The following is a 2,449-nucleotide window of genomic DNA, read 5'->3' on the forward strand; positions in this document are numbered from 1 at the left end:
GAATTATGCGTACACCCTTGCAGGAGCGCAGTTCCAGGTTACGAAAGTGGACGAGAATGGACACGAAATCACCGGTGCAGAAGCATACAAGTCGGAGATACAGACGGTCGATTCTGAAACCGGAAAGACGACGTTCACCGGATTAAAGCCTGGGCGGTATATGCTTGAAGAAAAGAAAGCGCCTGCCGGGCATGTACTGGTCGAAACACCATGGTACTTCAATGTGGATGTAACCGGCATCGTGCATCTGGAAGCAGAGTATACGATGGCATCGAACGCGTGGCACACTAATTCGTTCTTTATTGAGAACAAGCCCGGCGCAGCTCTGCCGCATACCGGCGGACATGGAACAAGAATCTTTACGATCCTTGGGGCGATTCTGACTGCAGGAGCAGGATTGCTGCTTTTGAGAAGACGCAGAGCAATTTAACATGATTCACACAAGAGACCAGTCCATTTCGGTGGGCTGGTCTTATCTTATGCGGCTTTTGCCGTTTCTTATTTGGATCCATGAAATCAAAGTGCCCTTTCTTAAAATGAATTAAGGTTTTTTGGGTGGATAATACATTGAATTGGATGTATAATATTAGCGCATATATCATTAGCCTTTTATTGACATAAAAATGATTTGGATGTCAAAACTATAGGTTAAGAGTGGTGTAGGCTCTACATGCAAGTGAGAATTGTTAGAAAATTTCATATTTGATCGCTTCTTCCTATATATAGAGCCTTATTTCTTCCACCTGCTCATGCCATTTCTGCCAAAAGTGCAGACTGGTGCCTTTGACGTTTACAGTGGTTACAGACTTTACGGATATTATATGCCCCGACTTTCAGCGCAAAGAACATCTTGGACCGGATATAGCCGAAGACAGGGACTTCATCGACACGGTATTTCCTCCGCAGGACAGAAGGAATACCCTCGATAGCGTTCCGCTGTTTGGTGAGCTTTTTATAATCCTCTGTGGATAACTTCTTCAGATACTTTGCCCTGGACACTTTCTTCGCGGACACCATGACTGCAAAGTTTTTCTTTTGCTCTATAGCGCGGCACTTCTCGCGGAAAGGACAGTTTCCACAGTGGTCTTTTGAAAACCGGGCACGGCATATCCCCGTTTTTTCATAATACGTCGTACCTAACGGCTCATGGCCGGCGGGGCACCTGATGACACGCTCGCCTTTGCTGTCCATTTCGTATTCTGAAAAAACCGGATCTGGAAGAACTCCGGTCAATGCTGTCGTGACAAGTTCGATGTTCCTGCTCTCAGCGAGCCTGCGGTTTTCCTCACTGCCGAAAGCGCCGTCTGCAATCATCAGTTCGCGTTCTTCGTTATCGGTATGCGACTCGATGTATTCCCTGCCGAAATCAGTGTCGCTGTGGTCATTCGTTTTATAGCTGAAGTCAGAAATGACACTGTCACCGCCGTCGCCTACTGTTTCGACAATGTTTGCCACATACCCTTTATGCTTTTTGCCGGCTTTCTCCCGGTATGTGGCATCCGGATCAGATGGGTTCTGTAAGCTTTGCGGCGTAATTTCGCTGCCCTCCTTCAGAACGGGTGATTCAGCGCCCTTCTCAAATGTCGTCTGTTCACGCAGCACACGGATAAGGAGCTGATATTCCTGGAATTCACGCCAGCTGTCATCATCCATCAGATCCCGAACCCGGATAGCATCCTTTATGGTCTGTTCAAGGCGGGGCTCCGCTTCATCACCTTTACTGTGATAAATGACCAGGTTCTCATCCTCGGGATCGAGGTAGTGAAGCAGGTCTGTGGATAACAGAGCATCACAGCCGAGACGGTGTATCAGCTTAAGGGCATTTGCCACGACGCGGTAAATAATCTGGATCCGTGAAAGAGCCTTGCTGTGTGTGGCGACCATGAGGCTGTCCATCCTCTTGACGTTTTTCCGGAGCTTCATGAAATCAGCGTATGTGCCGGAGAGACTCTTCATCTCATCGCTGAGGAGATCCTCGCCCTTTTCCAGTTCGTAGCTGTAAAGGCGTTCACGGAATCGGCTGAAAGTCCTGTCACTGACCGGCTGCTCTTTATAACTGGTAGTATGGAGGGCATACTGGTAGCGTACATCGCAGCAGATGGATTCGAGCAGTTCATCATCTGTCAGATTGTTCAGTTCCTTTAGCATGAGCGCGCCGACAATAACATTAATTGGGGTGTTTGGCCGTGAAGCGTCATTATCGCTGTAAAGAACCGAAAATCGCTCTTCATTGATAGCCGGGAACACTATATCCGAAAAATCCTTAGCCCATGAATTTCTAATCATTTTCTGGACTCTCGGAGTTGTATTTATATAACTATCGTTCAAATTTAACTGTTGAAACTGGTTAACCTTAAATGACATACCTAAGCCCTCACTTTCGATATCTATATTATATCATGATGCGTGAGGGATTAGGTGATTCATATTACTTTTGACACCCTAACCA

General features: G+C 46.9%; 2 protein-coding genes. One reads left to right on the forward strand and one right to left on the reverse strand.

What is annotated here, in order from left to right; all coding sequences use genetic code 11:
* Nucleotides 1-430, forward strand: a 430-nt coding sequence (locus ACJMM9_RS12530) for a prealbumin-like fold domain-containing protein (RefSeq protein ID WP_405327500.1), incomplete at its 5' end; no start/stop codon positions are given.
* Between the two features lie 317 nt (nt 431-747).
* On the opposite strand, the gene ACJMM9_RS12535 is transcribed toward ACJMM9_RS12530, so the two are convergent.
* Nucleotides 748-2,364: a transposase gene (locus tag ACJMM9_RS12535; RefSeq protein WP_405327502.1), complete on the reverse strand. Its 1,617-nt coding sequence runs from the start codon at nt 2,362-2,364 to the stop codon at nt 748-750.
* Between the last annotated feature and the right edge of the window lie 85 nt (nt 2,365-2,449).

Origin of the sequence: Fibrobacter sp. (assembly GCF_045112255.1) — a bacterium.
Taxonomy (GTDB): domain Bacteria; phylum Fibrobacterota; class Fibrobacteria; order Fibrobacterales; family Fibrobacteraceae; genus Fibrobacter.